At 68.3% G+C, this 24901-nt stretch carries 23 protein-coding genes, 1 tRNA gene and 1 riboswitch; of the genes, 11 read left to right on the top strand and 13 right to left on the bottom strand.

Annotated features, from left to right (window positions below):
* The first annotated feature begins 259 nt into the window (after nt 1–259).
* Nucleotides 260–3883: a MobF family relaxase gene (mobF, locus tag ABZX12_RS35915; RefSeq protein WP_355699903.1), complete on the top strand. Its 3624-nt coding sequence runs from the start codon at nt 260–262 to the stop codon at nt 3881–3883.
* Nucleotides 3884–4058: 175 nt separating this feature from the next.
* The gene (locus ABZX12_RS35910; protein ID WP_355699902.1) at nt 4059–4343 is read left to right on the top strand and encodes a DUF3024 domain-containing protein; all 285 of its coding nucleotides are present in this window, start codon (nt 4059–4061) and stop codon (nt 4341–4343) included.
* Nucleotides 4344–4524: 181 nt separating this feature from the next.
* Here ABZX12_RS35910 and ABZX12_RS35905 read toward each other — a convergent pair whose 3' ends face one another.
* The 4 genes from ABZX12_RS35905 to ABZX12_RS35890 all read right to left on the bottom strand — a co-directional run bounded on the left by ABZX12_RS35905 (nt 4525) and on the right by ABZX12_RS35890 (nt 9641).
* Nucleotides 4525–5595 (bottom strand): 5-methylcytosine-specific restriction endonuclease system specificity protein McrC, encoded by a 1071-nt coding sequence (locus ABZX12_RS35905; protein WP_355699901.1) that lies wholly within the window; start codon nt 5593–5595, stop codon nt 4525–4527.
* Nucleotide 5596: 1 nt separating this feature from the next.
* Nucleotides 5597–7777 carry an AAA family ATPase gene (locus ABZX12_RS35900; protein ID WP_355699900.1) on the bottom strand — a complete coding sequence of 727 codons (2181 nt, stop codon included), beginning with the start codon at nt 7775–7777 and terminating at the stop codon, nt 5597–5599.
* Nucleotides 7778–7892: 115 nt separating this feature from the next.
* Nucleotides 7893–9323, bottom strand: a complete 1431-nt coding sequence (locus ABZX12_RS35895; protein WP_355699899.1) for a helix-turn-helix domain-containing protein — start codon at nt 9321–9323, stop codon at nt 7893–7895.
* Nucleotides 9324–9565: 242 nt separating this feature from the next.
* Nucleotides 9566–9641: transfer RNA gene (locus tag ABZX12_RS35890), tRNA-Lys, on the bottom strand.
* A 243-nt stretch (nt 9642–9884) separates the two neighbouring features.
* Here ABZX12_RS35890 and ABZX12_RS35885 point away from each other — a divergent pair.
* Nucleotides 9885–10373: a G5 domain-containing protein gene (locus tag ABZX12_RS35885; RefSeq protein WP_355699898.1), complete on the top strand. Its 489-nt coding sequence runs from the start codon at nt 9885–9887 to the stop codon at nt 10371–10373.
* Nucleotides 10374–10377: 4 nt separating this feature from the next.
* Here ABZX12_RS35885 and ABZX12_RS35880 read toward each other — a convergent pair whose 3' ends face one another.
* On the bottom strand, nt 10378–10872 hold the full coding sequence (locus ABZX12_RS35880; protein WP_355699897.1) for a YceI family protein: 495 nt from the start codon (nt 10870–10872) through the stop codon (nt 10378–10380).
* 31 nt (nt 10873–10903) lie between these two features.
* The gene (locus ABZX12_RS35875; RefSeq protein WP_355699896.1) at nt 10904–11302 is read right to left on the bottom strand and encodes a pyridoxamine 5'-phosphate oxidase family protein; all 399 of its coding nucleotides are present in this window, start codon (nt 11300–11302) and stop codon (nt 10904–10906) included.
* 87 nt (nt 11303–11389) lie between these two features.
* On the opposite strand from ABZX12_RS35875, the gene ABZX12_RS35870 reads away from it, so the two are divergent.
* The 3 genes from ABZX12_RS35870 (at nt 11390) to ABZX12_RS35860 (ending at nt 13430) form a co-directional block, all read left to right on the top strand.
* Entirely contained in the window at nt 11390–12334 is a 945-nt protein-coding gene (locus ABZX12_RS35870) for a DUF5937 family protein (protein ID WP_355699895.1), read from the top strand.
* 15 nt (nt 12335–12349) lie between these two features.
* Nucleotides 12350–12461: riboswitch (TPP riboswitch) on the top strand.
* The gene (gene thiS / locus ABZX12_RS35865) at nt 12452–12655 is read left to right on the top strand and encodes a sulfur carrier protein ThiS (RefSeq protein WP_355699894.1); all 204 of its coding nucleotides are present in this window, start codon (nt 12452–12454) and stop codon (nt 12653–12655) included. It overlaps the preceding riboswitch by 10 nt.
* Before the next feature lies 1 nt (nt 12656).
* Nucleotides 12657–13430 (top strand): thiazole synthase, encoded by a 774-nt coding sequence (locus ABZX12_RS35860; protein WP_355699893.1) that lies wholly within the window; start codon nt 12657–12659, stop codon nt 13428–13430.
* On the opposite strand, the gene ABZX12_RS35855 is transcribed toward ABZX12_RS35860, so the two are convergent.
* Genes ABZX12_RS35855 through ABZX12_RS35845 form a run of 3 tightly spaced genes read right to left on the bottom strand, consistent with a single transcriptional unit; the run spans nt 13405 to nt 17289 of the window.
* Complete coding sequence (locus ABZX12_RS35855; protein ID WP_355699892.1) at nt 13405–15267, bottom strand: DUF6807 family protein; 1863 nt, start codon at nt 15265–15267, stop codon at nt 13405–13407. The two genes, ABZX12_RS35860 and ABZX12_RS35855, sit on opposite strands and share 26 nt — an antisense overlap.
* Nucleotides 15268–15299: 32 nt before the next feature.
* Nucleotides 15300–16616 (bottom strand): HAMP domain-containing sensor histidine kinase, encoded by a 1317-nt coding sequence (locus tag ABZX12_RS35850; RefSeq protein WP_355699891.1) that lies wholly within the window; start codon nt 16614–16616, stop codon nt 15300–15302.
* A 13-nt stretch (nt 16617–16629) separates the two neighbouring features.
* Nucleotides 16630–17289 carry a response regulator transcription factor gene (locus tag ABZX12_RS35845; protein ID WP_355699890.1) on the bottom strand — a complete coding sequence of 220 codons (660 nt, stop codon included), beginning with the start codon at nt 17287–17289 and terminating at the stop codon, nt 16630–16632.
* A 97-nt stretch (nt 17290–17386) separates the two neighbouring features.
* On the opposite strand from ABZX12_RS35845, the gene ABZX12_RS35840 reads away from it, so the two are divergent.
* From ABZX12_RS35840 to ABZX12_RS35825, 4 genes are read left to right on the top strand one after another with little or no spacing between them, the layout of a single operon-like run.
* Entirely contained in the window at nt 17387–18106 is a 720-nt protein-coding gene (locus ABZX12_RS35840) for an ABC transporter ATP-binding protein (protein ID WP_355699889.1), read from the top strand.
* Complete coding sequence (locus tag ABZX12_RS35835) at nt 18099–18866, top strand: ABC transporter permease subunit (RefSeq protein WP_355699888.1); 768 nt, start codon at nt 18099–18101, stop codon at nt 18864–18866. Before ABZX12_RS35840 ends, ABZX12_RS35835 begins: the two co-directional genes overlap by 8 nt.
* The gene (locus ABZX12_RS35830; protein ID WP_355699887.1) at nt 18863–19333 is read left to right on the top strand and encodes a hypothetical protein; all 471 of its coding nucleotides are present in this window, start codon (nt 18863–18865) and stop codon (nt 19331–19333) included. The genes ABZX12_RS35835 and ABZX12_RS35830 overlap by 4 nt, the downstream gene beginning before the upstream one ends.
* On the top strand, nt 19330–19713 hold the full coding sequence (locus ABZX12_RS35825) for a RidA family protein (RefSeq protein WP_355699886.1): 384 nt from the start codon (nt 19330–19332) through the stop codon (nt 19711–19713). The genes ABZX12_RS35830 and ABZX12_RS35825 overlap by 4 nt, the downstream gene beginning before the upstream one ends.
* A 6-nt stretch (nt 19714–19719) precedes the next feature.
* Here the strand turns inward: ABZX12_RS35825 and ABZX12_RS35820 are convergent, their stop codons facing one another.
* Nucleotides 19720–20592, bottom strand: a complete 873-nt coding sequence (locus ABZX12_RS35820) for a serine hydrolase (protein WP_355699885.1) — start codon at nt 20590–20592, stop codon at nt 19720–19722.
* Nucleotides 20589–21461 carry a LysR family transcriptional regulator gene (locus tag ABZX12_RS35815; protein WP_355699884.1) on the bottom strand — a complete coding sequence of 291 codons (873 nt, stop codon included), beginning with the start codon at nt 21459–21461 and terminating at the stop codon, nt 20589–20591. The genes ABZX12_RS35820 and ABZX12_RS35815 overlap by 4 nt, the downstream gene beginning before the upstream one ends.
* A gap of 109 nt (nt 21462–21570) precedes the next feature.
* Here ABZX12_RS35815 and ABZX12_RS35810 point away from each other — a divergent pair, with 109 nt between their 5' ends.
* Complete coding sequence (locus ABZX12_RS35810; RefSeq protein ID WP_355699883.1) at nt 21571–22521, top strand: MBL fold metallo-hydrolase; 951 nt, start codon at nt 21571–21573, stop codon at nt 22519–22521.
* A 119-nt stretch (nt 22522–22640) separates the two neighbouring features.
* On the opposite strand, the gene ABZX12_RS35805 is transcribed toward ABZX12_RS35810, so the two are convergent.
* Entirely contained in the window at nt 22641–23372 is a 732-nt protein-coding gene (locus ABZX12_RS35805; RefSeq protein WP_355699882.1) for an N-acetyltransferase, read from the bottom strand.
* Nucleotides 23373–23424: 52 nt separating this feature from the next.
* Nucleotides 23425–24825 carry a PLP-dependent aminotransferase family protein gene (locus ABZX12_RS35800; protein ID WP_355699881.1) on the bottom strand — a complete coding sequence of 467 codons (1401 nt, stop codon included), beginning with the start codon at nt 24823–24825 and terminating at the stop codon, nt 23425–23427.
* Nucleotides 24826–24901: the final 76 nt, after the last annotated feature.

The raw sequence follows: 24901 nt of genomic DNA, 5'->3' as shown, positions 1-24901 counted from the left end.
CCTCGTGCCGCCCGAAGGACACGGTGATTCGTCAGGTCTTTATGAATGAGCGAAGGCGCGGACGCCAAGCGCAGCAACACCGCCGCATGTCGACGAACGTCGCTCACCATGAACGACAGCCTCGATTCGAGCACACCTCTTGCATGCTCGGGTCGACCCCGCGAGAGCCGTCGCGATCAGGCTTGTGAGCGCTCAGCCGTTGAGCTTGCATGAGCGACCTGGAGAATCTGCGTTACTGCCACGTTCCGGGCAGGCAACCGTGCTGAGCATCCACCGGCTGAACGCCGGAGAGGGCTACCTGTATCTCCTTCGGCATGTCGCCGCTGGGGACGTCGATCGGCGGATGGCTACGCCGTTGACCGCGTACTACACCGCGTCGGGATACCCGCCCGGCCGCTGGATGGGACAGGGCCTAAGCGGCCTCGGCGATGGTGAGTTGGTCCCAGGAAGCGACGTGACCGAGGCACAGATGGCGGCCCTGTTCGGACGCGCGGAAGATCCGATGACCGGTCGGACGCTCGGCGAGCCGTACCGAGTTTTCAAGGGACCGGAGGAGCGGATCCGGGACCGGATCCGCGACCTCGATCCTGCCCTGTCCGACGCCGAATGGGAGCGCACGATCGCGCAGGTTCGCCGGGAAGAGATGCGGAAGAAGTCGCGGCAGGCGGTGGCCGGGTTCGATCTGACGTTCTCGCCGGTGAAGTCGGTATCGGCGCTGTGGGCGACTGCCGACGTGGGTATCCAGGAGCAGATAGTGGCTGCGCATCACGAGGCTGCCGCCGATGTGTTGTCGCTGATCGAGCAGCACGCGGCGTTCACCCGGAGCGGCGATGGCGGCATCGCACAACTGGATACCCACGGGTTGATCGCGGCGGCGTTCGACCACTGGGACAGCCGCAGTGGCGACCCGCAACTGCACACTCACGTGGTGGTCGCGAACCGCGTCCAGGGCTCCGACGGCGCGTGGCGGACGCTGGATGGGCGGGTGCTATACCGCGCTGCGGTGGCGATGTCGGAGATCCACAACGTGCTCCTGGCCGACCATCTCACGCGTCGTTTGGGCGTGAAATGGGAGCTTCGCGAACGCGGTTCCCGGCGCAATCCGGCCTTCGAGATCGACGCGATTCCGGACGAACTGCTCCGCGAGTTCTCGGCAAGAACCGAACAGATCGAAGCCAACCTGACGGCACTTCTGAACGAGCGCCTTGATCAGATGCACCCACCCGACCGCCGCGAAATGTACGCCCTGCGGCAGCACGCGACCCTCATGAACCGGCCAGCCAAGCACCTCGCCCGACCCCTCACCGTGCTGTTGGCGCAGTGGCGCAAACGCGCCGACCAAGCCATCGGAGCGGAGGCCGTCGACGCCATCCAACGGTCCCTCCACAAGGCCGGTGAACGTCCCTTGGCGGCGGCAGACCTGAGCTGTGAAACGCTCGATGCGTACGGCGCGGCGACTGTCCTGACGCTGCAAACCAAACGCGCGACCTGGACGCGCTGGAACCTCCTCGCCGAGGCCGCACGACAAACCCGGCTCCTCCGCTTCGTCTCCACCACCGACCGGTTCGCCGCGCTACAGGCGATCGTCGAACGCGCCGAACAGCATTCGATCAGCCTCACCGCACCCGACCTCGTGACCATCCCCGTCACCCGAGACAGCGGCGAGAACGTGTTCACCATCCACAACGGCCAGATCTACACCTCACCCGTCATCCTCGGCGCCGAAGCCGTCCTGCTCGACATGGCCCACGACACCAACGGACCCACCATCGCCCCAGCCACAATCCACACCGCCGGACTCAGCGCCGACAAGGCCGCCGCACTCCGCAGGATCGCGACCAGCGGCCAGAAACTCGAGGCCCTCATCGGCCCAGCCGGCACCGGCAAAACCAGCCTGCTGTCCGCACTCGCGGCCAGCTGGGAAGCCAGCCACGGCGACGGGTCGACCATCGCCCTCGCACCATCCTCGGCCGCCTCAACCGTCCTGGCCGACGCCATCGGCGCCCTCACCGAGAATATCGCCAAATGGATCTACGAGTCCGCCGGCCTCGGCGCCGAACAACGCCGCGACATGATCCTGCACACCGAACACGCCGCCGGCCTCGCCCGCCGCTCAGGGCGCCGTCTCCGCCACCAGCGACTCATGGCGCAGCTCGCCGCTCTCAGAGCCGAACACGATCGATGGAGCTTCCACAAGAACCAGCTCGTCATCGTCGACGAAGCCTCCATGGCCAGCACCATGGATCTCGCCACCCTCGCCCGCGCCGCCAACACCGCCGGCGCCAAACTTCTCCTCGTCGGCGACGACGCCCAGCTCTCCGCCGCCGACACCGGCGGCGCCTTCCGCCTCATCGCCCAAGACACCCAAGCCGCCGAACTCACCGACGTCTGGCGCTTCACCAACCCCTGGGAACGCGACGCCAGCCTCGCCCTCCGCGCCGGTGACCTCACCGCCATCGACACTTATGACAACCACAACCGACTCGCCGCCGGCTCATCAGAGGACATGGAAGATGCCGCCTACAAGGCCTGGCTCACCGACACCATCAACGGCAAGGCCAGCCTGCTCATCGCCGCCGACAACGCCACCGTCGCCCGGCTCAACGCCCGCGCCCGCCTCGACCGCATCCGCACCGGCGAAGTCGAACCCGACGCCATCGAACTTCGCAACGGCAACCATGTCGGCCTCGGCGACCACATCGTCACCCGCCTCAACAACCGCCGCCTCCCCTACGGCAGCAACACCGGCCATCGCCAGTTCGTCAAGAACGGCGACCACTGGACCATCATCCACCGCTGGCCCGACGGCTCCCTCACCGTCCAAAACCGCACCGGCGACACCGTCACCCTCCCCACCGCCTACGTGCAAGAATCCGTCGAGCTCGCCTACGCCACCACCGCCCACCGAGCCCAAGGCGCCACCGTCGACACCGCCCACCTCCTCGTCACCGACCACCTCACCCGAGCACTCATGTACGTCGGAATGACCCGCGGCCGCCACGCCAACAACGCTTATATCGCCACCCACCAGGCAAACGCTGACCTCCACGAATCCCCCGAACAGACCATGCAAGATGTCCTCGAAGCCGTCCTCAACGATCCCGGCGTCGAACAATCCGCCCACGAAGTCATGCGCCATGAACTCGACAACGCCACCCGCCTCGACCGGCTCATCCCCATCCACGAACACCTCTGCCAACTCGACGCCAAGAACCGCTACCAACCCGCAATCGCCGCCTCCGGCCTGGACCCAGCCGACCAAGCAGCACTCCAAGCATCCCGCGCCTACGGCCCATTGATCGCCGAACTCCGCCGCGCCGAAAACGCCGGCCTCAGCGTCACCGAGCTACTTCACCGCGCCGTCGACCAATCAGCGCTCACCAACGCCAACGACGTCGCCGCGGTCGTCCATCACAGAGTGCGCCGCCTGACCGCCCGGTCCCTTCAGAAGGCCGGCTGCAACCCGACACAGATAGCCGGCCTCATCACCCCAGCCACCCACGTCAGCGACCCCACACTGATCGCACCACTCCGCGAACTCGAATCTCAGATCGTCGAACGCGCCAACTGGCTCGCAGACGAACTATCCGCCAACCAGCCCGACTGGTATCGCGACTTGCGCCGCGCAGCCGGCACGACACCAAACCCGGACCTCACCGAACTCATCCGGGAGATCGCCGCCTACAGAGAGCGCCACCAGATTCAGGGCCGCTCAATCCTCGGAGACGTCCCACCAACCAACGCAGTCGAGCAACATCGTCAGCACCTCCGGCTCATGAACATGCTCGCTGGCTTCTCAGCAGAGACCGCTCAACGATCGGCAGCCGGTACGGGATTCGCTGAGGTGCCAACACAGTCCGTCCCGCCACTACAGCCAGACTGACATCATCAATCAGGTGATCGGCCAGACCGTACCGATCGTGGTCGGTAGGGTCTGAGGAATGACGGTCATCGACCTGCGCGCCTCCATCAAGGTGTCGGCCACCCGACGGCTGGTGATGTGAATGGCGCTTCCCGAATCCGACGTCGCGCGAGTGCAACGGTGGTGCGCCGCACGAGTGCCAGACAACGCCCAAGACCAACTGCGCATCGAGTGCGAACTCGCTCAGCGCCACCTGACGATCGTCGAACGACGTCCGCCATGGCACGAGAACCTCGGGCCAGACTGGACCACGTCCGCGATCGCTCGCCTGCGCTACAACGCCACCAACAAGTCCTGGACGCTGTACTGGACCGACCAGCATCAACGCTTCCACCTCTACGACCAACTCGCCCCGTCACGGAGTATCGACGACCTACTGACCGAGATCGACCGCGACCCCACCAACATCTTCTGGGGCTGAGGCCACCCCAGCCTGAAGAGTCACGTCTCCGCGCCTGGGCTGCGGATCCGAGAGATGATGTTCTGCGTTGCCTTCTGCGAGTCCATCGCTCGACCAGGGCGGCTGGCCTGCGCGCCCGCTCCGGGCGACGGTGCCGTGCCCGTCGGACTGGCAATGTCATCGACCGGGAATCAGGTGGTTACTACGCCTCGACTACAGGTGGGGTGATGGCCGTGAGTAATTCGTTTGCCAGCATTCGACCGTCGGCCATCAGGTTGACGGTGGCGAAGCGGATTCGGTGGCCCTGGATGACGACTTCCTCGTCGATCGGTGTCCCGAGGCTGGGATGGAGCATCAGCCCCTCAGACTTTGGTCCGCTCTCCTGGGAGTCCTGAGACATCAAGTATGCGTAGATCTGATAGACGTAGCCGCTGGACAGCTTCTCTGTCTCGTACTGGTTCGGCTTGGTGATCGAGGTGAACTTGGTGTCGATCACGATTCGGCGGGGGCCGGCGCCTGATGGGTTTGGGTGTGCCAGCACAACATCGAGCTGCATGCCAGGGAGGATTGCTGCCATTCCTGGAGACGCAGCGGTGATGTTCCAGTTCAATCGCTGTCCGTGCGCGACAGTCCAGCCGGTCGAGGTGAGTCGATGCCGGTAGAAGCCGTACACCGCGTGCTCAAACAACTTGCGCAGATACTGCTCGTCGGACGGGGACAGCGGCAGCATTCTGTCACCGGATTCCGTGGCTGGAATCGCCAAGGTGAGCAGCAGCTCCGCGGCGGCGATCATCAGCCGGTCGCGAGCGAGCAGTCGCTGACGTTGCATGGCGGCCGCCGAGCTAATGGGCGGGCAGGGTCCGCGCACGCCGGCAGCCTCGAGCTGGAGAGCCAGCGAGCGGTACCGGGAGTCGTGGGGAATGAGCACTGCGGCTCTCTCGAGCGCAGCCTTGGCGAGGCGGTTCGCCGGAGTGTCGGTGACAATCTCGTCGAAGGTGCAGTTCACCTGACCGCGTCTGAGGAGCTGGTGGCGCTCGGTCGTCAGCAGATTGATGCGGCCTCGAACGCGGTGCGTAGATCGAGTGATGTGCTGGAAGCCCACCGATAGTCCGGTGTGGAGGCGCGTGGTCACCTGTTCGGCGAGGATCCGCGCGACGAGGTCCGGCAGATCCTCTGGGTTCTCCTCGGCTGCGACGAGGCTTGCGCCCGCGCTTCGGTAGAGCTGCGACGCGTATAGCTGCAGCAGCCAGAGGTTCCGGATCGGGATCCGCACACTAATCACCGACCAGCTTGCGGCACTCCACCTCAGCGACCTCAGGACGGTCGAACCAGTACTCCTCGAGGAGCGGCCGAACATCTGTCTCGACAACGCGGCGCCACCATCCCGCGGTGTCGAGTTCGGTTTGCTCGAGCCGCACCACGGGCGTGAAGTAGCTGTGGCCGACGCAGTACTGACGGCCGAGGGCGCTGTCCTTTGTGATCGTGTCGTTCAGGCTGTTGACCCGATTGCCAAGGGTTTCGAGTAGTTCGGCGTCGTAGCCGAGGTCGCTCAGATACAGCGCCCAGGCCTCGCCAAATGCCGGCTTCAGTTCGATGAAGGCGAAGCGTCTGCGGAGCGCCATGTCGACGATGGCGAGCGATCGGTCGGCGACGTTCATCGTTCCGATGAGATGAAGGTTGGGGGGCACGGAGAACCGCTCCGCCTTGTCGCGTGGATAGGCGAGTCTGATCGCGTGGTCCGGCGAACGCTTGTCGGCTTCAATCAGCGTCAGCAGCTCACCCAGTACCTGGGCTGGATTGCCACGGTTCACCTCCTCGATAACCAGGACGTACGGGTTGTCCGGATCGGCCTCGGCCTGGTTGCACATGTCGAGGAACGGGCCGTCGGCCAGCTCGAGTCCTGCGGTCCCGGGACGCCAGCCGCGGACGAAGTCTTCGTAGGTCAGCGAGGGGTGGAACTGTACGACCTGGACGCGGCTGCTTCTGTGCTCGCCGCTGAGCGCCCATCCGAGCCGCCGCGCGAGCCAGGTCTTTCCGGTGCCGGGCGGGCCTTGGAGGACGATGTTCTTGCGCGAGCGCAGTCGTTCGAGCATCAGATCAAGCTCGACGGTGGGAATGAAGCAGCCGTCGTCGCGAATGGACTCGATGTAGTAGGTGTCTCCCGGGAGCTGCGGCGCGTCGTCCGGAGGAAGTGGGATTGCTTCGCCTGCAGGGGAGCCAGCGGGCAGCTCATGCCCGCCCGCGATCAGATCGTCCCACGCGGCGCGTGAGAGCTCGGGGAAGGTGTTATACGGCGTCTGTGGGTCGGCGAGCCAAGCTGCCAGTCGTTCGGTGTTGGACAGGAACTGCTCGCCGTCGATATGGGAGTAGAGGAAAAGTCCGCTCGCGACCTCCGGGAACTGCTTCTCGAGGAACGTGACACTCGTCGAATCGTAGGCCGCAAACGCATGTGGCCGGATCCAGTAGATGCCCATGGTCAGCTTGCGCGTGCCCCCGGTGGCGCAGGCGTCGAAGCTCGCAACCAGCTGTTCGCGTGTTTCCTCGGTCGCTTCGGTGGCGTAGGCAACGGCCGCACGACACAGTTCCCACAGCGAGTCCACATCATGGGGACCCCGCTCGTTCTCCCAGGAGATGAACCAGGAGTTGAGGTTGTTGACGACCGGCACCCCAGGAAACGTGTCCGGGTACGGCGGCTCGAGTCCGAATTCCTCGCCGAAGGTGCGCGCGATGACGGCCCGTGCCTCGTGGCGAATACCACGGTTGAAGGTTCCGAGCACAGTGAATGGATCGACGTCGCGGATGGGTCCGCTGGTGCCGTCGGAGTGGTGATCGGACTGCAGATACTTGAACAACTGGGGTCGCCCGGAAGCCGCGGCAACGTCCCACATCTTTGCGAGCAGCGCTCCGCGATCATGCTGATAGGTCAGGAACACGTCGGCGAGTCGCGGATAGAAGTCAGCCCACGCGTAGCTGACCTCGGCACTCGGCTGGGGGGAGGCCAGCAGGTGCGCGATCTCGTCTTCCGCCGTCTTGATCGTGAACAAAGTTGTCGCTGAGCCGAGCTCGTTCAGCGCTGCCTCTGACAGTTCTGTACGGGGTACGCCGGTGCGCAACCAGGTGACCGGCCGCCAATGGCGGTGCGCATGACTCTCGGGGTGGAACTCGTAGGGTCCGCCGACTCGACCGATATCCAGAGTCTTGGTGGACCGGTTCGGGCACACCACGATGTCCCCGTCAGCCATCACATGCACGAACCGGTAGAGAGTTCCGGCACCGGCGGGCGTCGCCGCCTCGCCCAGCTCGGGCATGCGCGCAGCCAGTGCCGCCTTGAACGCGTCGCGCGACGCGCCGATCTCAGCCAGGTCGCCGACCTCATCCCATCCGATCCGCACTGCACGATCCGCCACCGGGTTGATCTCCGGGCGATTGTTATGGATACCCCACATGGTCACCATGAGTCGTCAGGGTAGTCGCAGCGCTGCGGATGGCGTGGAACCCGCTGGGTCGAGCCACGATCGTCGACAGGCGCGCCGTCAGCACCAAGTCCCACTCCGCTACGCGAGGCGGTTCTCACCAGAGGTCGAGGTCGGCGAATTCTTGGTCTAGGGCGTGGGCTGCTGAGGGGTTGTGGATTCGGCGGCCCATGTAGACGTCTTGGGTTATGGAGACTTGGGCTTGGCCTAGGTGGTCGGCTATTTGGCGGGCGGATTGGCCTCGGCGGTCTAGGGCGGTGGCGGTGGTTTTGCGGAAGGTGTGGGAGCGGATCCAGGTCAGGGCGTCTGAGGGTGAGGGTTGGGATGCTTGGTCTACCTGGGCGCTCAGGCTGGGCGATGCATCGAGGTTTATGCGGTAGATCTTGAGGAGGGTGGCTACGAGTTCGCGGTCGAGCTTGATGCGGCCGGTCTCGATCAGCTCGAGTCTGGTCTTTGGCCAGCCGAGTTTCGTGGCGACCTGTTTGCGGGTGAGGCCAGCCTGGAGGCGGGCGGATCGGAGGGTCTCGCCTAGGTCGCGGCGGGCGGTGCTGGCTACGGGGGACAGTGCGCGGCGGAGAGCTCGGCGGACGTTGGACGGGTCGCGGAAGCCTCCGAGGGAGTCGGCGAAGATGGGGCCGTCGAGGCTCACGCCGGCGGCGTGGCGGCGGCGGAGCATGCTGACGGCCCCGTCGGGCAGGGGCAGGGCACGTACGCCTGCCCTGGACTTTGGGGCCTTGCGGATCAGGCCTTGGCCTGGGACGCGAACAACGGTGTGAGTTATTTGCACCGCGCCGGCTTCTAGGTCGACCTGCGACCACAGAACCGCGAGAGACTCGCCGATTCGGACTCCTGTTCCGAGCATGAAGACGACGAGGTCCGGTAGGTCGGCGTGCCGGGCGGCTTCATCGGTGGTCAGCTGTTGGCGCAGGAGGGCGATCTCTTCGGTGGTCAGCGCTCGGGGCGGGTCCTTTGGACGGGCCTCGACTGCTTCGACCTCGCGGACCGGGTTGACAGTCAGAGCGCCATACCGGACGGCGAGTTGCATCATCCCGGAGATGACCGCGCGGCAAGTCTTCGCGGTGGGGCGGCCGGCGTTGCGCTTGATGGTTCCGATCACTCTGTCGATGCGGGGCGTGGTTGCCTCACCGATCAGGAGTTCGCCGAGGGCAGGACGCACGTAGTTCTTGATGGCTGTGCGGTACGTCGTGAGGGTGGTCGGTGATCGCCGGCCGTCTTCTATGCGTTCCTCGAGCTTCTCGATCCAGAGGTCGATGAGGTCGTTGATCTTGTCCGTCGGGCTGAGCTCGCCGTACTGCGAGACCTTTGCCCGGTCTCGCAGCTTCGTTAATAGGCGGTGCTCGGCTGCGCCCTTGGTCTTGGCGGACGCGGTGACCTCACGGGTACGTCCGTCGTGGTCACGGAAGTACGCGGATGCGCGCCAGGAGACCACCTTGCCCTCGGCGTCCTTCCTCTCTGCACGGGATCGGACGTGCCCCCACGTTCCGATCGGAAGGTGCGGTCTGCTCATGTCGGCCCTCCACAGTCCAGCTGCGTGTGGAAGCTCAACGGCTGGGCAGGCCGGAGATCGGGCGAAACGAGAGCAGTGCGAAGCGATGCGATACGTCGCTCAGCAACGCGCATCCAGGTAGCTGCGCGGAGCCGCCGGGCCCTCTCAGACGGGCAGGCATCGGCCACTTTGAGTATTGGCAGAGTTTGCGCAGACCCAACTTTCCAGGGCGAGGCGCCGATCTGCGCCTGACCTGCGGAGACTGGTAGGCCCCGTGGGACTCGAACCCACAACCCGCGGATTAAAAGTCCGCTGCTCTGCCAATTGAGCTAGAGGCCCTCAGGTGGTGTGGGGAACAGTGTGTCAGGTTTGGTGGGGGAATGCTTGGTGGGGGTGGGGGGTTGTGGGGGCGTCAGGCACGGTGGTATAGATCGGAATTCGCCGCGGGGGGAACCGACGGTGGGTTGGGGGAATGCTGTGCGTGCTGTGTTGGGGGCCGCTGTCCTTGTGCTGGTTGTTGGTGGGTGTGGGGCAGAGGCGGGTGGTGAGCCGGTGCGGGTTCTGCAGGGTAGTGCGTCGCCGATGCGTGCGACTTCGCCGCTGCCCACGTTGCCGCCGTACGCGACGGGCTCAAAGCCCGCGTTGACGGTGACGGCTCGGCCGGTGGTCACGAGCAAGGTGGTCGTGGAGTTGCGCGTGATCCCGTTCAAGAAGAAGACGGTGGCGGACGGGTCGTTGGCGAAGGGTGAGACGGCGATTCGTACGGCGGGGGTGAACGGGACGCGGCGGCTGGTTTATCGGGTGACGTATGTGAACGGCGTGCAGACGGCGAAGAAGTTGGTGCGGCAGGAGGTGACGAAGGAGCCTCGGTCGCAGGTGACGGCTGTGGGGACGAAGGCCGACGAGGAGCAGTGCGACCCGAACTACACCGGCTGTGTCCCGATCGCCAGTGACGTGGACTGTTCGGGCGGTACCGGCAACGGGCCCGCGTACGTCGCCGGCCCGGTCGAGGTCGTCGGGGCCGATATCTATCGTCTGGATGCCGACCACGACGGGATCGCCTGCGAGTAGCCCGTCAGGCGCGGCGCGCGGTGACGTCGAGGTCCAGTACGACGTCGGGGCGGATCAGGGCCGTCGTGAACGAGTTCCAGTTGGCGTTCCAGGTGTGCCGGTTGATGGTGCGGGTCGCCGTGAAGCGAAGTTCGTCGCCGGTGTCGGTCACCTCGAGCGGCACGGTGAGCGGGGATGTCGTCCCGCGGATCGTCAGGTCGCCGGTGACCTCGAAGTGACCCGGCGCGCTCGGCGTGACGGCGGTGGCGACGAACGTCATCGCGGGGTACGTCGGCGCGCCGAAGAAGTCCTGACGCAACTGGTCGTCGCGTCGGCGGTTGCCGGTGTCGACGCTCGCCATCTGGACGGTCAGCCACCCGGACGACGCGGACGGATCCGCCGCCTCCACCTTCACGGCGCCCTCGAACGTCGCGAAGTGTCCGTGCACCTTCCCGCCGACGCGATGCGCGGCCACGAAGCCGATCCGGGTCCGATCCGCGTCGAGCACATAGTCAGTCATACCCGGTACGACGAGACAGGACGGCGGACTGTCAGCCGATGACGCCCGTGGTGATGCGCCGCGGGGTGATGTCGAACATCGCGTCCTCGGGCGGATCGGCAACGTACGCGGCGCGCGCCTCCTCCGGCAGGTACTTCTCCACCGCCGCGTGCAGCACGTCCGGGTCCAGGGGCAGCAGCCGGGCAACGCCCTGCATGTTCACATACTTCGCCGTGGCGCCCTCGACCGTCTGGACCGACAGCGAAAGCTCACCCGTGCCGGTCCGGTGCAGACGGGTCTTCTTCGACTTGCGCGGCGTCATCACCTGAAACCGGTCGGAGCCGAACAAGAACCACACCGGTGTCACATGCGGCGACCAGCCCGGTTCGTCGATCGCGAGCACGGCCACCAGCGGCCGGCTCAGGAACTCTGCCATCTCCTCGTCGTCCATTGTGCGAAATCCCATGCGTTCGACCATGCCACGCGCCACCGACAGCCTGTCGATTTAGGATCTGCCTACATCGACGAAGGGATCGCGGTGCTCACCTATCAGCTGACGTCGCAGGATCTCGCGGACGTGCGGTTCGCGGTGTCGCCGGTCGCGGAGACGGTGCTGTCGCTGCGCGCGCTCCGGGATCCCGGCCGCTTCCCGCTGCAGCTGGCGTGGGTCCGGGCGGTGCAGCCGTACGTCGCGGAGCTCGACTGGGACGTCCTGCGGTGGCTCGTCAACGACACGATGGGCAGCCCGGACTTCTTGACCCCGCGCCCGTCCTCGCCCCTCACGCAACTCGACGACGAGCTGAGCCGGATCGCCGCCGTCGATCAGGCGACATTCGAGCGGCAGATGATCGCTGTGAACGGCGAACTGCCCGCGGAATGCACGATCGACAAGGTCGTCGAGGCGCTACGGCAGTACTGGGATGCCGTCATGGCGCCGTACTGGAGCCGCATGCGCACACTCCTCTCGGCGGACATCAGCTACCGCGGCCACGTCCTCACGCAGCAAGGCACCGGCGCGATGCTCAACGGGCTGGGCCCGGCCATCACGTACGCCGACGGGCTGCTCAAGGTGGACCGTGTCGCTGAGCAGAGCCGTACCGAAGACGTCGCCGGCCGCGGGCTCGTGCTGCAGCCGACCCTCTTCGGCCCGCACGCGGTCATCCCGTTCGATCCCGGCGCCGAACCGCTGCTCGGCTACCCGCCACGCGGTCAGGCAAATCTCTGGTCCGTCGTCGAGCCGCCGTCGCGCCACGACCTCGCCCAGTTGATCGGTACGCCGAGGGCGCACATCCTCGAGCTCCTCACCCATCCCCGGACGACGACCGACCTGGCCGGCGAGCTGAAGGTGACCCCGTCCGCCGTGAGCCAGCACCTCCAGCTCCTCCGCCGGACCGGTCTCGTCGAGCCGGAGCGCACCGGCAAACAGGTTCTGTACCGTCCGACCGAGCTCGCCGCCCTGCTCACCGGCGCCACCGTCGACTGACCCGTCAGCTATAGTCGAACCGTCCGCGGGAGCTCGCAGGGAGTGGGCTGAGAGGGTGACTGGACCGTCACCGACCGCTGAACCTGAATCGGGTAATTCCGGCGTAGGGAGGAAGCTGTGGAATCGGTCTGGGTGAACGGTACGGCGGTCGACGGGTCGGCCGGCCGGTCTGTCGCCGAGTTGATCGCGGAGTACTCCGATCGCACGACAGGGATCGCCGTCGCGGTCAACCAGAACGTGCTGACCAAGGCCGAGTGGGCCCGGACCACGCTCGAGCCCGGCGACCGGGTCGAGATCGTCAGCGCGACGCAGGGAGGCTGACATGGACGACCCGCTGGAGCTCGGCGGCCGCACGTACACGTCCCGGCTGATCATGGGGACCGGCGGCTCGGCCAACCTCGAAGTCATGGAGGAGGCATTGATTGCCTCCGGCACCCAACTGACGACGGTCGCGATGCGTCGCCTCGGCACCGGTCACGAGGGATCGGTGCTCGACGTGCTGAAGAAGCACGGTATCGACGTCCTGCCGAACACGGCCGGCTGTCACACCGCGGCCGAGGCCGTGCTGACCGCGAAGCTCGCCCGGGAGGCGCTGGAGACCGACCTGATCAAGGTCGAGGTCGTCGCCGACGACCACCTGCTGCTGCCCGATCCGGTGGAACTGCTCGACGCCGTGGACGCGCTGGTGGCCGACGGTTTCACCGTGCTGCCGTACACCAACGACGACCCGATCCTCGCCCGCCGCCTCGAGCAGGCGGGGTGCGCGGCCGTGATGCCGTTGGCCGCCCCCATCGGTTCGGCGCTGGGCATCCGCAACCCGCACAACATCGCGCTGATCGCCGAGGCGGCGAATGTCCCGGTGATCGTCGACGCCGGCATCGGTACGGCGAGCGACGCCGCGCTGGCGATGGAGCTCGGCTGTGCCGCGGTGATGCTCGCGACCCCGGTGACCCGCGCGGAGAAGCCCGCCCTGATGGCCGCCGCGATGCGCGACGCCGTCTCCGCGGGCCGGAACGCGCGGCTGGCGGGCCGCGTGCCGAAGCGCTGGCAGTCGGCGCTGGCGTCGTCGCCTACAACTGGCCTGCCAACGTTCTAGCCTCCGCCGCGTCGACGGCCCGATCCAGCAGGAGCGCGGTCAGCGACAACGTCAACTCCTGGTTGGGCTGCAACGTCAACGGCTGCTCCCACGCGAGCGCCGGGCACGCCCCGACGTACTCGGCGGTGCGCAGGAACCACGGCCACACCTGATCCGGCTGCACCAACAGCAGAGTGACATTGCCCTGGACGAAGGCGAGCCACGGACTGCGAGATCCGAAGGCGGTGTCGCGCCCGTTACCGTCGGCACAAAGGACAGTCGTCGGCGCGGAGGGCAACCGCCAGAAGATCCCGCCGTAGCCGGCACCCGAGCGCCCACAGGTCGCCGGGCTGTCGATGCGGACCGAGCCGTAGCGCGCGGTCAGCACGCTGTGCCAGTCGAGGCGCCAGCCGCCGAAGGCGAGAGCCCCGCTGAGGCGCCGGCGTTCGACCAGTTGCGGCCGCCCCTGCTCGTCGTACCAGGTGATGTCGTCGACCAGTTCACGATCGTCGACGGTCACGCCGCGGCTGCGTTGCTGACCGTGGTTCGTGAGCAGGGTCGGGCCTTGACCGCGGACGTAGGTCCGGCCGCCCCAGTGCGAGGTGCCGTTGACCTGGGCGACCGACAGCGAAAGTCCGTAGTGGTGCCGGTGGTCCACCGGGTTGACCTCGGTCAGCGGATGCCCGCCGAGCGTCCGGACCGGATGCAGGTACGGCCGTGGCGCGTGCACCTGCGGCATCCGGCGGCCGAACTCGTACCGCGCGAGCAGCCCCGCCGAACTCCCGAGTGCATAGATGTCGCCCTGCCGCTGCCACCCGACCCGGTCCGCGGCGCCGTCCCCGCTCCACCGCGGCTCCGGCGGCACCGGACCGGTGCTCGCCCGTACCGCCAGCCGCAGCTCAGGTACGGCGTCCGCCTCGCCCACACCGGACGTGATCGCCGCGTGCAGCCGCTGCCACGCGAGTTCGCCGAGGTCCTTCTGCGGCACCCGGACGGTCGTCAGCGACGGTACGGCGAACCGCGCCAGGCCGATGTCGTCCATCCCGGTCACCGACAGGTCCTCGGGTACGGCGACCCCGACCTCGTTGAGCCGCGCCAGCAACCCGAACGCGACGAGATCGTTGAACGCGACCACCGCGGTGGCGCGCGACTCGAGCACCCGCTCCACCGCGGCGTAGCCGTCCTCGATCGACCAGCCGCACTCGAACCGGACCAGCTCCAGACCTGGGATCTCCCGCTCGGCGACGTCGAGCGCGCGCAACCGCAACCTGTTGGACGCACTCGCGGCCGGGCCGGACAGGAACGCCAGCCGCCGGTGCCCGAGGCCGACCAGGTGATCGACGACGATCCGGACGGCGCGGCCGTAGTCGACCACCACCGACGACACCTCCGCGGGGCCCTGACGGTTGACCAGGATCACCGGCTGCACCTGCGGCAGCAGCTCGAGCAACTGGTTCTCGTCCATCCGCGGGGAGACCATGATCAGCGCGTCGCAGCGCCGCCGGGCCTCGATCGCGATCGCCGCCTCGGCGTCCGGGTTCTCGGCGGTCTCGGCGACCAGCACCTTGTAGCCGGCCGCCGCGGACGCGTTCGTGATCCCGCGCAGGATCTGCTGGAACAGCGGGTTGCCGAGGTCCGGCACGACCAGCGCGACCATGTTCGTCCGGCCCAGCGACAGGCTGCGCGCCAGGTCGCTCGGGCGGTAGTTGAGCCGCTCCGCCGCGGCGCGCACCCGGGCGACGATCTCAGGTGCGACACTGAGCCGACCGTTCATCACCCGGGACACGGTCGCCCGCGACACCTCCGCCGCCCGCGCGACGTCGGCGATCGTGATCGAGTCCTTCGGTGTCCGTCCCACCCCCGTATCCTCTCCCGATGGAAACCGGTTTCTCAACCCTCTCCGACAGATCTCCCGGAGTTTGAGCAAGCGCTTACCGCCGGCAGTCGGACTTCGAGGGTGGACCGGCCGGTGACCCGGATGGCGCCCCGGTGGCGGTCGACGATGCCGGCGGCGATCGCCAGGCCGAGACCGGCGCCGCCCGCACCGCCCGAGTCGCCGATGTCGCGGGTGTCGCGGGTCCGGGCCGCGTCCAGCCGGACGAACCGCTCGAACACGCGCTCCCGGTCCGCGGCCGGGATCCCCGGGCCGTCGTCGGAGACCGTGAGTACGACGACACCGTCCGCCTCGGCGACGCCGAAGCTGATCCCGGTGCGCGCGTGCCGCGCGGCGTTGCTGCCGAGGTTACGCACCAGCCGGGCCAGTTGCGCCTCGTCGCCGCGGACCTGACCGGCCGACACCGCGGTCGTGTCGACCGCCACGCTTGTTGCCGCGCGCAACGTTTTCGCCTCGGCCAGGACCAGGTCGTCGAGGTCGACCGGCAGATCCGGCGGGGCGGACCGCTGCTCGTCGGAGCGGGCCAGCTGGAGCAGGTCGTCGACCAGGTGCTGCATCCGCAGATCCTCCGCGAGGACCGTGGCGGCCAGGTCGCCGGCCTCGGTCCGCTCCGGATGCGCCAGCGCGACCTCGGCGTGCTGCCGGATCGCGGCGATCGGCGAGCGCAGCTCGTGCGAGGCGTCGGACACGAAGCGATTCTGCGACTGCTGCGACCGCTGAAGCCGGTCGAGCATCCGGTTCATCGTCCTGGCCAACCGGCCGATCTCGTCGGCGCGCGTGGCCGGAACGCGCCGATGCAGCTCGGTCGCGGTGACGGCGTCCACCTCCCGCCGGATCGCCGTCACCGGCGCGAGGACCCGCCCGGTCACCACCCAGGTCACCCCCGCGACGATCACCGCCATCAGTGGTACGCCGACCACGAGCACGCGGCGTACGAACCGGGTCGAGTCGAGCACGTCCACCAGCGGCCGGCCGACGACCACCTCGCCGCCGGACGGTACGACGGCGGCGGCGAACACGAAGTCCTCACCGTGGCCGGGCGGTTCGACCCGGACGCACCCGGTCCCCGGCGAGGCGAGCCGTGACCCGCCGCCGGTCACGTGCCCGGCGCGATCGATCACCTGCACGATCTCGGTCGACGACGGTCCGACCACGGCTGCGGGGACCGCGGCGAGCTGAGCCGCGCGGTCCTGGGCGGCCCGGCAGACCTGATCGGTGAGCACCGAGCCGAGCAGCGCGACCAGCACCAACGCGCAGGCCACCAAGGCGAACCCGACGACCAGGACCGCGGCCAGCGTCACCCGGATTCGCACAGCAGCACCTCCTTCACGGCGAAGCCAGGCGATAGCCGGCACCGCGCAGAGTCGTGATGAACTGCTCGCCGAGCTTGGTGCGGAGCCGTCGGATGTAGACCTCGACGATGTTCGGATCACCGTCGAAGGCGTCGTCCCAGACGTGCTCGAGAATCGTCCGTTTCGACACGACCTGACCGCTTCGCCGGACCAGGAACTCCAGCAACGACAGCTCGCGCGCCGTCAGAACCAGTTCGGTCTCGTCGAGCCAGGCCTTGCGGGCGGCCGGGTCCAGCCGCAGGGCGCCGACCTGCAACAGGCACGGTCGCTCGGCGGCGCCCCGTCGTACCAGAGCCCGGAGCCGGGCGATCAGGACCGCGTACGAGAACGGCTTGGTGAGGTAGTCGTCGGCGCCGGTGTCGAGCGCCCGCACCTGGTCGGTGTCCGCGCTCCTTGCCGTGAGCATCAGGATCGGCGTCCACACGCGCTCGGCCCGCAGTGTCGCGCAGATCTCGAATCCGTCAACCTCCGGGAGCATCAGGTCGAGGACCACGACGTCGTAGCCGTGCTCGCGGGCGAGCCACAGCCCGTCCGTCCCGGTCAGAGCGACGTCGACGGCGTACCCCTCGGCCTCCAGGCCGCTCCGCAGCCCCGTGGCCAGCCGGGGCTCGTCCTCGACCACCAGCGCGCGCATCACCCACCTCCAGGCGATCCTCCTTCATTGTGGCTGAATCCCCGCTGAATGCACCCGGTTCAGCAAGGGTTCAGCAGCGCGGGCCTAGCGTCGAATCATGGCGACCATCGAGGCGAGCGGGCTGACCAAGCGGTACGGCGGACGCACCGCGCTCGACGGGCTGACCTTCACCGCGGACACCGGGCAGGTGATCGGGCTGCTCGGGCCGAACGGCGCCGGGAAGACGACCACGATCCGGCTGCTCACGACGATCCTCGAGCCGACCAGCGGTACGTTCACCGTCGCCGGAGTACCCGGTGACCGGCCCGGCCGGATCAGACAGCGGATCGGTGTGCTGCCGGAGAGCGCGGGCTACCCGGGCCGGCAGACCGGCGGCGAGTACCTGCGCTACGCGGCCCGGTTGTTCGGCAGGAGCCGGCGTGACGCACGGGCAGTGGCCGATCGGTTGCTGACCGACGGCGGCCTCGGCGACCGTGCGGACGCGCGGATCTCGACGTACAGCCGGGGCATGCGCCAGCGGCTCGGGATCGCCCGCGCGCTGGTCAACGATCCCGAGGTCGTCTTCCTGGACGAGCCGGCACTCGGCCTCGATCCCGCCGGGCAGCGGTCGATCCTCGAGACGATCGCGGAGATCGCCGAGCACCGCGGGGTGACCGTGGTGCTGTCGACGCACACCCTGGTCGAGGTCGAGCAGGTCTGCGACAGCGTCCTGATCCTCGATCAGGGCAAGCTCCGGGCAGCCGGACCGATCGCGGGGATCGTCGCCGGCACGGGCAGTCTGAGCGCCGCCTTCCTGGAGCTGACCGGTCATGAATGAGTGGAGCGTGGTGGCCCGGCAGGAGAGCCGGGACCTGTGGATCGGCGGCCGCGGACCGGTCCTGGTGTTCGGCTTCAGCGTCCTGCTGAGCACGATCACGTACCTCGCCGCGACCAACCGGGCGATGAACTTCCTCGAGCAGCGCGAGGCGGTCAACCTGACGGCACAGGTCGGGCTGGCCGTGGGCGTCCTGCTGACCGTCGTGACCAGTGCGGACGCGATCAGCGGCGAACGGGAGCGCGGCACCTTGGAAAGCCTGCTGCTCACCCCGGTCTCGCGGCGCGCGATCGTGGTCGGCAAACTGGCGGCCGCGTCGACGATGTGGCTGGGCTGCCTCGTCGTCACACTCCCCTATCTGTGGGTGCTCGGGCGCGGGGTCGCCGGCGCGACACAGGCGGCCGTGCTCGCTCTGACCGTCGGCACGCTGGTCGCCGTCGGGCTCGGCGGTGTCGGAATGCTGTTCAGCGGGTGGACGAACTCCAACAAGACCAGCTTGGCCTGCGGATTGCTGCTGCTCCTCGTGCTGTTCGCCCCGACCCAGTTGCCGGCTCTGCCCAAGACAGGCTTCGGTCAGCTGCTGACCCGGATCAACCCGATCGGCTCGGCGCTGCACTACATCTCGCAGGTCCTGGTCAGCCGTCGGCCGTGGACGCATGACCTCAGCTACCTGGCCGCTCCGGTCGTGGTCGCCGTACTCGTCCTGGTTGTCGTGGTCGCCGCCGGTCCACGACTCGTCCGACTCACCGCGGGGTCACGATGAACCTCCTGAGCCTCATCGCCACCGTCCTGCTCGCCAACCCGACGATCACCATGGACCACGACCAGTTGACGGCCCAGATCGGCCAGACGCTCAGCGTCGAATCGGTCGTCCGGTCAACCGTCCCGACGATCGCGCACTTGAACGTGGTCAGCCTCGACGGCGTGTACGTCGACCTGGAGGACTGGACGCAGGACGTCACCCAACCGGTGCCGGCCGGGCCGGAAACCCCGGTGGACTGGGAGTTCCAGGCGGTCAACCCCGGTCACTTTGTGGTGTACGTCGTCCTGGTTCCCCGCACCGGTCCGCTGGTCGCGGGGCCGCCGGTCCGGATCACGGTATCGCCGCGCCAGACGCTGGACACCGCGGGTGCGTTGCCGGTCGCGATCGCCGTACCGGCAATACTCGGTATCGTCGTCCTGGCCGGCCGGGCGAGGATAGGGCGACGACTCACCAGGAGGACGACGTGACACTCGACTATCCACAGCCCGACGGTGTTGCTCCAGGCAACGGGTACAGCCACGTGGTGACCGGAGCCGGCCAGTGGGTGGCGATCTCCGGGCAGGTCGCGCTCGACGCGGACGGCACGTTCGTCGGCGTCGGCGACCCGGCGGCGCAGGCCGAGCAGGTGTTCGCGAATCTGGAGCGTTGCCTGGCAACGACCGGCGCCACCTTCGAGAACGTGGTCAAGCTGACGTACTTCGTGACCGACATCGGTTACCTGCCCGCGGTCCGCACGGTCCGCGACCGGTACATCCCGGGGCCGAAGCCCGCGAGTACGGCGGTCCAGGTCGTCGCGCTCTTCAGCCCGGACGCGCTGCTCGAGATCGAGGCCTTCGCGATCGTCTAACAGGGCTTAACGCAGCCGGTCGACCGCCACCCGCGCGGCCTCGCCGATCGCGGCGTCGACGCGCGGCTGGCGGAAGTCGCCGCGGGCGGCGAGCGTGAGGACGGCGATCGCGAACGCCGCTCCGCCGGGCAGCGTGACCACGCCGGCTTCGTGCCGCAACGCGCCGAACGTCCCGGTCTTCCCCGCGACGCGGACGCCGTCGTGCGGGAAGCCGGACGCCAGCCGGTGCAGGAAGATCTGCCGATGCATCGTCGCCTTCACGAACTCGGTCTGCCCGGCCGACAGCAACTCCCCCGCCCACAGCCGGCGCAGCAAGAAGGTCAGGTCGCGCGCGCTGGCCGCTGACCCGTTCGCCGCCTCGTACACCCCGGCCGGATCGGTGCGGTCGTTGTCCGCGAGTACGGCGAGCGCGGCGTCGGCGTTGTCGGCGCCGGTCCGCCGTTGCAGGTCCCGCAGATTGCCCGCCGTACCCCGGCGGACCCAGGTGCGGCGCAGGCCGAAGGACTCCAGGATCCCGGCCAGCCGGCGCAGCCCGACGATGTCCAGCAGCGCGTCGGCCGACGCGTTGTCCGAGACGGTCGCCATCGACAGCGCCAGATCGCGCAGCGACACCGTCACCGGGTCCGCGAACACGGACAGCCCGGTCGGTCCGGCGGTCCGCTCCGACGGCTCGAGCGTCACACGCTCGCGCGGATCGAGGACGCCCTCGTCCACCAGCCGGCAGAACCCGGCGAGCAGCGGCAGCTTGTAGACCGACGCCAGCGGCACTATCGCGTCGGCATCGTGCTCGACGGTCGCCTCGGGGTCGTCGAGCGAGACCGCGTGCAGCCAGCCGCGGACGCCGGCGTCGTCGAAGATCCCGCGGATCCGCGCGTTCACGACGCCAGCGCTTCCGTGAGCTGCGCCATCACGTCGTTCGGCCGCAGGAACGGCGTCCGCGTCCTCGACCAGACGAGCCGGAGCCGCAACGGCAGCGGATCGTCGGCGAGTCGATGCCGCGCGACCCCCGGTGCGATCAGGGCCGGGTCGGCGGTCACCACGATCGCCTGACCGGCCGCCGCCATCGCCAGCCCGGCGCGCTCGTCCGTCACCACGACCGTGCCGCCGTCCGGCCGGTGCAACGCCAACGTGTCCAGGAACAGGTCCCGGGCCGCCGGCGCCTCGGCCCGCGGCCGGACCGCAACCGGCAACCCCTTCAGCTGTCGCAGCGCCACGACCTCGTCGTGCACGGTCGACGCCGGCACCAACGCCCACGTCGGCAGCAGCGATACCGGTCCCGCTTCCAGACCGTCCAGTACGGCGGGATGCAGCACCGCAGCCAGGGTCAACCGGCCCGTGCCGACCTGGTTGACCAGGGAAGTCGTCGGTGCCGTCACCACCGTCACCCGGCTCCCCGCGATGATCGAACCGCAGGCCGCGGCGACGGCCGCACCCGCCGACGGCGGTACTTCGGGCGCCAGACCGAGCCGGATCTCGGGACCCTCGGGGTCACGGGCCACGGCTGCCTGGTGCAGCTCCTCGATCGAGGTCAGGGCGCGGCGCGCGTACGGCAGGAGCGCTGCGCCGGCGGGGGTGAGCTCGACGTTTCCGGCGCCGCGTTCGAAGAGCTTGGCTCCGACCAGGGCCTCGAGACGGCGCAGGCCCTGGGAGAGCGGTGGCTGGGTGATGCCGACGACGCGCGCCGCGTCGCCGAAGTGCTGTTCCTCGGCGAGGGCGATGAAGATCTGGAGATGTCTTTCGGTCAGCATCGACCCGGCTGACCTGCGGTGATATCTCCAGACAATCGGTGCATACGTAAGAGCATATTCGACATCGCCTGAGCGCTCGCCTTGACTGGCGGAAACGAGAGGAGACAGCGTGAAGGTGAGTCGGAGAGGGATGCTGGCGGGCGCGGCAGCGGCCGGCGCCGCGGGTGTAGCGGGGGCGATCGGGCTGGAGAATCGGAGCGACGCGGCAACAGCCGGGCAAGTGGGTGAGGCGAGTCAGGGCCAGGCTCAGCGGGAGCCGGTGGAGCTGACCTGGTTCGGGACGCACGCGTGGCAGATCCGCTGCGGCCAGAGCGTCGTACTGACCGATCCGTGGCTGACCCGGTTCCACACCGGGACCTTCACGCCGGAGGGCGCCGACCCGAAGACCAAGCTGGTGATCAAGCCCGACGTCATCGACAAGCACCTCGGCGCCGCCGACGCGATCCTGGTGCACCACGGCCACTACGACCACATGGCCGATGTCCCATACGTCGCGAAGAAGACGCAGGGCACCGTGCTCTGCACCGAGACGCACGCCAATCTGCTGCGCGCGATGAAGACGCCGAACGAGCTGCTGTCACCGGTGCGCGGCGGTGAGTACCTGCCGTTCGAGGGCTTCACGATCGAGGTGTTCCCGTCGCTGCACTCCTGCGGCGGCAAGCGGCACACGTACGCGTACCCGGGCTACCGGTACGACGTCCCGCCGCGCCCGCGCGTGATCGAGGACCTGGTCGAAGGCGGCACGCTCGCGTTCGTGATCACGATCGGCGGCGTGCGCATCCTCAGCCTCAGCACGGCGAACTTCGACCCGAACGCCCTGCGCGACCTCCAGGTCGACGTCGTCCTCGCGGCACCGGGCGGCGAACCGGGAATCACCGACCGCCTGCTGCGGACGATCAAGCCGGTCACCAAGGTCGTCGCCACGCACTGGGACGACTTCGACAAGCCGCTCGAAGAGCCCGGCATCCCGTGGACCGACCTGACCCCGTTGCGCACCTCGGTCGAGAAGACCGGCGCCGAGTTCGTCATCCTCGACCACCTACAGAAGGTCACGCTCTAGACGCCTGCCGCGCTGGGAACACCCGCCGGGGTCTAGGAACAAGCTATTGCCTGTTCCCAGACCCCGGCGCATGTCGTCAACGCGCAACTCCGTCGCCGACGCACACGGCATTCGACCGACTAAGGGCGGACGCGGTAGTGGTAGCGCGAGACGGTCTGGAAGCCGAGGCGGTCGTACAGAGTTCGGGCGGGGGCGTTGTCCTCGAGGACGCTCAGCCAGACCCAGTTGACTGTTGCCGCCTGCAACAAACCGTGGATCACCGCGGACGCGAGTCCTTGGCGGCGGAAGCGCTTGTCGACGGCAAGGCAATAGAGACCGGCCGTGTCGTCGACGAGCGCAAGCCGGCCGATCGCCTGGGCCTGGTCACCGTCGGGGACGGTCGCGTACAGCGCGTTCCCGCGGCCGAGAATCTGTTCCGCGGTCGCCCTCGTGTCGTCGCCCCGTCCGTCGATGCTCCACCAGCAGTCGGTCCAGCTCGCGGATGGCGTCGTGGATATATTCACGTCAACAGCCGGCGCCGGGAGCTTTGCGAGTACGTCGGAGATCGCCGCGCACTGCACCAGCGTCGGGTTACGCACCTCGTACCCACGGGCCTCGAGATGCGCGTCGAGATCGCTCGGCTGGACTGCGGGACTGATCTGGAACGACGGCTGAATGCCGTACGCGACGTACAGGTTCTCCACGTACTCCAAGGCTCTGTCGACGTCGAACGGCGCGCTCGCCGGCAGCACGGAGTTGGCTCGAAGGGTGACCCCGGCGTTGCGCCGGATCAGCCAGCCGTCCAGCTCGGTGCTGTCCGCGGCCTGCCAGCCTTGGTTCATCAGAGCGTCCATACGCGCTTCGGCGATCACTCCACCAAGAGTAGAACCGCGCGGATTGAATTGCAATGAAATGGATATTTATTCATCTGCCGCGGAGCTCCGCGACCGCGTCCGCGAGCAAATCGATGCCCTCGACAACTTCTTTCCGGGACAGCGAGCCGTACCCGAAGACCAACCCGGCCGGGCCGGCCCCGGAAACCCAGTACGGCGCGAGGCCGTACACCCCCAGCTCACGCTTCAACGCGGCCTCCCGCAGAGCGTCCTCGCCGAGGTCCGGCGGCAACCATGTCAGCACGTGCAGCCCGGCCGAGACCCCGACCGGCTCGAGCTCCGGCAGCCGCGCCGCCAGCCGCTCGACCAGCGTGTCCCGCAGCGCCCGGTACCGCGGCCGCATCCGCCGCAGATGCCGGTCGAACTCACCCCGCGCCACGAAGTCCGCGAACGCCAACTGGTCGAACACCGGCGACCCGCGATCGTCCATCAGCTTCGCCTGGGCCATCGGCTCGACCAGCCAGGACGGCAGGATCAGCCAGCCCAGCCGCAACCCCGGCGCCAGCGTCTTCGAGGCCGTGCCCGCGTACGCAACGCAATCGGGCGCGAGCCCTTGCATCGCGCCGACCGGCTCCCGGTCGTACCGGTACTCGGCGTCGTAGTCGTCCTCGATCACCAACCGGTCGCCGCGCCCCGCCCACGCCACGAGCGCCGCCCGGGTCTCCGCCGACGTCACGGCCCCGGTCGGGAACTGGTGCGCCGCCGTCACCAGGACGACGTCCGCCCCGGACCGCTCCAGCGCCGCCACGTCGACCCCGGACGTCAGCACCGGTACGCCGACCGTCTCCAGGCCGGCCGCTGCCGCGACCTCCCGGAGATCGTTGTCGGACGGATCTTCGACCGCGAGCCGCCGGCGCCCGGCCGCGGCCAGGACCTGCAGCAGCAACCGCGAGCCCTGCGCAAAGCCGTTGCAGATCACCATGTTCTCCGGGCGCGCCGCCGTACCGCGGACCCGGTTCAGGTAGTCGGCGAGCGCTGTGCGGAGCTCGATCGTGCCGCGGCCGTCGATATAGGCCAGGCTGCGGTACGGCGTCTCGTTGAGTACCCGGCGTATTGACCGCAGCCAGGCGGCGCGCGGGAACTCGGAGACGTCCGGGCGGCTGTAGCGGAAGTCGATCCGCGGCGGGCCGGCAACTGCCGCCGGGGTGGCCGTCGGCGAGACGACGGCGACGTCGGCCACCTGCGTGAACCCGCCGCCGCGGCTGACCAGGTACCCCTCGGCGACCAGTTGCTGGTAGGCCTCGACGACCACGCCGCGCGACAGCCCGAGGTCCTGCGCCAGCGCGCGCGTCGACGGCATCACGGTCTCGGCGCGCAGCAGTCCGGCCCGGATCCTGGTCCGGATCCCGCTCTCGAGCTGCTGGTGCAGCGGCACGCCGCTGTCCCGCTGCAGCTCGACCAGGAGTTCACCGGTTCCGGAACTGGTCCTCATTCGGCTCACAGAACTGGACCTTATCGGCGTACCGCTGCGCTGTCAGGGTTGTGGGACAGACCAAAGACACCCCAGG

This window comes from Kribbella sp. NPDC003505, from assembly GCF_040610875.1.
In the GTDB taxonomy this organism is placed as follows: domain Bacteria; phylum Actinomycetota; class Actinomycetes; order Propionibacteriales; family Kribbellaceae; genus Kribbella.
The sequence above is the reverse complement of the archived record's forward strand: the minus strand, read 5'-3'. Positions and strand labels throughout refer to the sequence as shown.

Bases quoted from the DNA above. Each gene is read 5' to 3' on its own strand.
- ABZX12_RS35900 (WP_355699900.1), bottom strand. From the start codon at position 7,777: ATGGTGACCATGTGGGGTATCCATAACAATCGCCCGGAGATCAACCCG.
- ABZX12_RS35895 (WP_355699899.1), bottom strand. From the start codon at position 9,323: ATGAGCAGACCGCACCTTCCGATCGGAACGTGGGGGCACGTCCGATCC.
- ABZX12_RS35885 (WP_355699898.1), top strand. From the start codon at position 9,885: ATGCGTGCGACTTCGCCGCTGCCCACGTTGCCGCCGTACGCGACGGGC.
- ABZX12_RS35880 (WP_355699897.1), bottom strand. From the start codon at position 10,872: ATGACTGACTATGTGCTCGACGCGGATCGGACCCGGATCGGCTTCGTG.
- ABZX12_RS35875 (WP_355699896.1), bottom strand. From the start codon at position 11,302: ATGGACGACGAGGAGATGGCAGAGTTCCTGAGCCGGCCGCTGGTGGCC.
- ABZX12_RS35860 (WP_355699893.1), top strand. From the start codon at position 12,657: ATGGACGACCCGCTGGAGCTCGGCGGCCGCACGTACACGTCCCGGCTG.
- ABZX12_RS35845 (WP_355699890.1), bottom strand. From the start codon at position 17,289: ATGCGCGCGCTGGTGGTCGAGGACGAGCCCCGGCTGGCCACGGGGCTG.
- ABZX12_RS35840 (WP_355699889.1), top strand. From the start codon at position 17,387: ATGGCGACCATCGAGGCGAGCGGGCTGACCAAGCGGTACGGCGGACGC.
- ABZX12_RS35835 (WP_355699888.1), top strand. From the start codon at position 18,099: ATGAATGAGTGGAGCGTGGTGGCCCGGCAGGAGAGCCGGGACCTGTGG.
- ABZX12_RS35830 (WP_355699887.1), top strand. From the start codon at position 18,863: ATGAACCTCCTGAGCCTCATCGCCACCGTCCTGCTCGCCAACCCGACG.
- ABZX12_RS35815 (WP_355699884.1), bottom strand. From the start codon at position 21,461: ATGCTGACCGAAAGACATCTCCAGATCTTCATCGCCCTCGCCGAGGAA.
- ABZX12_RS35800 (WP_355699881.1), bottom strand. From the start codon at position 24,825: ATGAGGACCAGTTCCGGAACCGGTGAACTCCTGGTCGAGCTGCAGCGG.